The organism is Mesorhizobium sp. M8A.F.Ca.ET.021.01.1.1 (genome assembly GCF_003998025.1).
Taxonomy (GTDB): Bacteria; Pseudomonadota; Alphaproteobacteria; order Rhizobiales; family Rhizobiaceae; genus Mesorhizobium.
This window is the reverse complement of sequence record NZ_RZSJ01000512.1, coordinates 1-4,489: the sequence shown is the minus strand read 5'-3', so window position 1 is coordinate 4,489 and position 4,489 is coordinate 1. Positions and strand designations below refer to the sequence as shown.

Here is a 4,489-nt window from a genome sequence, read left to right as displayed (position 1 = left end):
TTGCCTCTCAAAAGCAGGAAGCCGAGCCGGTATTCCGGCAATTCATGGCGCATACGCTGCTTGATCAGGCCGGCCGCGTGATAGCCGATCTCGGTCGCGGTCTCGTAGACGCGGCGTGCCGTTTCCTCGCGAACCGGCAAGCGATTGTTGAGCACGCGGTCCACCGTGGCGACGCTGACGCCGGAGACGCGCGCCAGATCTGTTATGGTCGGCCGTTTCGCCATGATCGCCCCGTTCGATTGCCTGGTATTGATATACCCCTTTGATAGGAAATGATAGAAACTATCTTGTGACGTTGAGTCTATCATGGCGCGGCGTTATTTCTAGGCATGAAACCAGTGGTGATCGGCATTCGCATGGCGAATGCCCCTGCCTTGGGAGGCAATCATGACCGCAGCGCCGTCCCGGCGTGATTATAGCCTGATCGGCCGCGACGCCCGACTTGCCGTCGAAAACGGCCTGTCGGCGGCCGAGTGGTATCACACCGACATTCCCCGCAAGCAGATGAAGGAGCTGATGCAGCGCTCCGATGGCCCGGCGATCCGCGACACCGTGATCTGGCTGGCCGCCCTCATCATCAGCGGCGCCGGCGGCGCCTGGTTCTGGGGCAGCTGGTGGTGCGTACCGTTCTTCTTCGCCTATGGTGTGCTCTACGGCTCATCCACCGATTCACGCTGGCACGAATGCGGCCACGGCACGGCGTTCCGCACGCAGTGGATGAATGATGCGATCTATCAGGTCGCCTGCTTCATGATCATGCGCAATCCGGTGACCTGGCGCTGGAGCCACACGCGCCATCACACCGACACCATCATCGTCGGCCGCGACCCCGAGATTTCGGTCATGCGGCCGCCGGACCTGGTGCGCCTCGTCCTCGGTTTTGTCGGCGTGCTCGACGCCTGGCACGCGATGTCAGACATGCTGCGCAATGCCGCCGGCAACATCAGCGCGGCCGAGAAGACCTTCATTCCCGAGCAGGAACAGCAGAAGGCGATCCGCATTGCCCGCATCTGGACGGCGATCTATGCCGCGACCATCGCGCTGGCGCTCTACACCGGATCGTTCCTGCCCTTGATGCTGGTCGGCCTGCCCAGGCTCTACGGTGCCTGGCATCATGTCATGGTCGGCCTGCTGCAGCATGGCGGCCTTGCCGACAACGTCACCGACCACCGGCTGAACAGCCGCACCGTCTACATGAACCCGATCAGCCGCTTCATCTACTGGAACATGAACTACCACGTCGAGCATCACATGTTCCCGATGGTGCCCTACCATGCGCTGCCCAGGCTGCATGCGCTGATCAAGCACGATCTGCCGGCGCCGACGCGATCGATCCTGGCCGGGTACCGCGAGATGATCCCGGTCTTCCGCCGCCAGCTGCGCAACGAGGATTATTTCCTCAAGCGCGAGCTGCCGCCGACCGCCAGGCCATACCGCGAGGAATTCCACAACGACGCCGTCGCCACGGCGGCGGAATGACATCGAACGGCTCCAGGGGAGGACTGAATGAGCGATTGGGTCGAGGCGTGCGCCGCCGGTGACATCGATGAAGAGGACGTGATGCGCTTCGATCACGGCGGGCGCACCTTCGCCATCTATCGCAGCCCGGACGACGAGTATTTCGCCACCGACGGACTTTGCACGCATGAGAAGGTGCATCTCGCCGACGGGCTGGTGATGGATGACATCATCGAATGTCCCAAGCACAATGGCCGCTTCAACTACAAGACCGGCGCGGCCAGGGGCGCGCCGGTCTGCGTCAACATCAAGACCTATCCGGTCAAGGTCGACGCCGGCAAAGTCCTCGTTCAGATCGGGTGACCGGCATGGCACGCGGGATGGTGATCATCGGAGCCGGCGAATGCGGCGGTCGGGCCGCACTCGCCTTGCACGATCTCGGCTATGACGGGCCGGTGACGCTGGTCGGCGACGAGCCGCATCTGCCCTATGAGAGGCCGCCTTTGTCCAAGGAGGCGCTAGCCAGCGACGCGCCGGCAATCAAGGCGATCGCCAGCGACGAGGTGCTGGCCGAAAAATCGATCCGGCATATCCATTCCGTCCAGGCCGTGGCTATCGATCGCGCGGCGCACACGGTGCGCCTGTCCGACGGCTCGGCGCTGCCCTACGACAAGCTGCTGCTCGCCACCGGCTCGACGCCGCGCAAGCTGCCGATGCCTGGCCTTGGCGGGCGCTGCGTCTATCTCAGAACCTTCGCCGACGCGCTGGCCATTCGCGCCCATCTTCGTGCCGGCAACCGCATCGCCGTCATCGGCGGCGGCTTCATCGGCCTCGAGCTTGCCGCGGCGGCGCGCAAGCTCGGCGCTTCGGTCACCGTCATCGAGGCGCAGCCGCGCATCCTGATGCGTGGCGTTCCGGCCGAGATCGCCGAAATCATTCACAAAGCGCATGTCGCCGAGGGTGTCGACGTGGTCTGCGGGCAAGGCATCGCCTCCATCGCCGACGACGGCAAGGAGGTGCGAGTGATGCTTGCCGGCGGGCGCGAGATATCAGCCGACCTCGCCGTCATCGGCATCGGCGCCGTGCCCGTGACCGGGCTCGCGGCGGAAGCCGGCCTGGCCATCGAAAATGGCATCGCAGTCGACGCCGAGCTGCGCAGCAGCGATCCCGACATCTTCGCCGCCGGCGATTGCTGCTCGTTTCCGCTCGCCGTCTATGGCGGCCGCCGCGTGCGGCTGGAAGCCTGGCGCAATGCGCAGGAACAGGGCGCGCTGGCGGCCAGGAACATGCTTGGCTCCGGCGAGGCGCATGCGGCGGTGCCGTGGTTCTGGTCGGATCAATATGGCCTGTCCCTGCAGATCGCCGGACTTTCCGACGAAGGCCGCAGCATGGTGCGTCGCGATCTCGGTGACGGCGCCTTCATCCTGTTTCATCTGGCCGAGGACGGCAGGCTGGTGGCGGCCAGCGGCATCGGCCCGGGCAATGCGGTGGCCCGCGACATAAGGCTCGCCGAAATGCTGATCGGCAAGCGAGCGAAGCCGTCGGTGGAGGCGCTAGAATCGCCTGACGTCAAGCTGAAGGCGTTGCTGGCGGCCTGAACGGTCGCATCGGCTCGCCGATGGCGGCGCCGCCCTCATCTGCCTGCCGGCATCTTCTCCCCGTAGAACGGGGAGAAGGGAGCTGTGGCACCCTCGCCGCAATTCATCATGCACCGCTAAAAATTGGCGAAATCATTGATATCAGCATCTTTCTCCCCGTCACTATACGGGGAGAAATGTCCGGCAGGACAATGAGGGGCGGCGCAGGCGTCAACGAGCTAATGCCACCACGCCGGAGCCGCTAGAACAGCGCCCTGAGCTCCGGCAGCTTGTCGTTGACCAGCCAGCCGTAATAATTCTCTTCCGGCAGCTTCTCCGGCTCGCCGGCGGCGCGGCGCTTGCCGTTTTCAGCCTTCAGCGCATAGGCGCGCTGCTCCGGATTGCCGACATTGTAGAGCGTGGCGGTCAGTCCTGGATTGCCCGAAATGTCGAAGCCGGCGATGCTCTTATAGGCGTCGATCGACTTCCTGATCGTCGCCGCGACATATGGCAGCGTCAGGTCCGGATCCATGATGGTCTTGTAGACCGAGTTGGGATCGGAGACGTCGAGCTTCGGCAAGCCGGACACCTTGTGCACGAGGTCGCTCATCTGCAGGGCGGTCAACGGGTTGAGCTGGCCGAGGCCGAAGGTCTGGCCGGCATAGTAGGGCTGGAAGAAGGTGGCGCCGAAACGGTTGTCGGGGAAATCCTCGCCGCCGACTGTCTTGCCGCGAAACGAACGGTTCCAGACCTGTTCGCGGCATTCCCACAGATCGTAGCTGTCCGAAATCGCGGCGCATTTCTTGAATTCCGGTCGCTGCACGAAATCGGTGATGTCCTCGCCGTCATAGGCGAAGGAGAGCTTGCTCGAGAGATAGGAGATCGCCTTGACGTAGTAGGTCTGCAGCCGGTCATAGGCGTCGACATTGTAGGTGTGCTCGCCGACGATGGCGCCGACGATATGCATGGGGTCGATGCCATAGGCGCTTGCCGCCTTCTTGATCTTGGCGCGCAGATCGGCGTCGTTCTGCAGCAGCGCGTAGACCTTGCGGTACTTCGCCTGGAAGGTGGTGTTGGTCGCCTGCGTGCGTCGGCTTGAGGCGCCGGGAATGTCCGGCTGCTCGGCATTGCGGTTTCCCGCCGGCACCAATGTCGCCGCATCGGCGGCGAACAGCGTCGCCGCCAGCGTCAAGCCGAGAATGACCAGGATGAGTTTTTTCATGCGCCGCCGCCTAGAGAATTGCCGCGCAAACTAGGGTATTGCTCTTGGTTGAGTCGAGAGCGCGTCATCATCCGGCGAGACGAAAGGTGGCCAGATGGTACCATCTGGCCACACATGGCTCCTGCCGGAAGGTGTCACCGGATCCCGCGCCGGAACGGTCCGGCGCTGCCGCTCAAAGGATGAACCGCGACAGATCCGTGTTTCTGGAGAGGTCGCCGACATGCTTCTGGAC

Annotated in this window: 5 protein-coding genes; 3 read left to right on the top strand and 2 right to left on the bottom strand. The window is 63.7% G+C overall.

Translation table 11 applies throughout. The features are described 5' to 3' along the window. On the bottom strand, positions 1–224 hold a 224-nt coding region (locus EOA36_RS28605), incomplete at its 3' end, for a LacI family DNA-binding transcriptional regulator (protein WP_145969346.1). Positions 225–387: 163 nt separating this feature from the next. On the opposite strand from EOA36_RS28605, the gene EOA36_RS28600 reads away from it, so the two are divergent. Genes EOA36_RS28600 through EOA36_RS28590 form a run of 3 tightly spaced genes read left to right on the top strand, consistent with a single transcriptional unit; the run spans position 388 to position 3,056 of the window. Beyond that, positions 388–1,479, top strand: a complete 1,092-nt coding sequence (locus tag EOA36_RS28600; RefSeq protein ID WP_127280381.1) for a fatty acid desaturase family protein — start codon at positions 388–390, stop codon at positions 1,477–1,479. Between the two features lie 27 nt (positions 1,480–1,506). After that, entirely contained in the window at positions 1,507–1,821 is a 315-nt protein-coding gene (locus EOA36_RS28595) for a MocE family 2Fe-2S type ferredoxin (RefSeq protein ID WP_127280380.1), read from the top strand. Between the two features lie 5 nt (positions 1,822–1,826). Beyond that, positions 1,827–3,056 (top strand): FAD-dependent oxidoreductase, encoded by a 1,230-nt coding sequence (locus tag EOA36_RS28590; protein ID WP_127280379.1) that lies wholly within the window; start codon positions 1,827–1,829, stop codon positions 3,054–3,056. A 241-nt stretch (positions 3,057–3,297) separates the two neighbouring features. Here the strand turns inward: EOA36_RS28590 and EOA36_RS28580 are convergent, their stop codons facing one another. Further along, the gene (locus EOA36_RS28580) at positions 3,298–4,257 is read right to left on the bottom strand and encodes a DUF1402 family protein (RefSeq protein WP_127280378.1); all 960 of its coding nucleotides are present in this window, start codon (positions 4,255–4,257) and stop codon (positions 3,298–3,300) included. Positions 4,258–4,489 lie beyond the last annotated feature (232 nt).

Coding starts and splice junctions, on each gene's coding strand:
- EOA36_RS28600 (WP_127280381.1), top strand. CDS start 388: ATGACCGCAGCGCCGTCCCGGCGTGATTATAGCCTGATCGGCCGCGAC.
- EOA36_RS28595 (WP_127280380.1), top strand. CDS start 1,507: ATGAGCGATTGGGTCGAGGCGTGCGCCGCCGGTGACATCGATGAAGAG.
- EOA36_RS28580 (WP_127280378.1), bottom strand. CDS start 4,257: ATGAAAAAACTCATCCTGGTCATTCTCGGCTTGACGCTGGCGGCGACG.
- EOA36_RS28590 (WP_127280379.1), top strand. CDS start 1,827: ATGGCACGCGGGATGGTGATCATCGGAGCCGGCGAATGCGGCGGTCGG.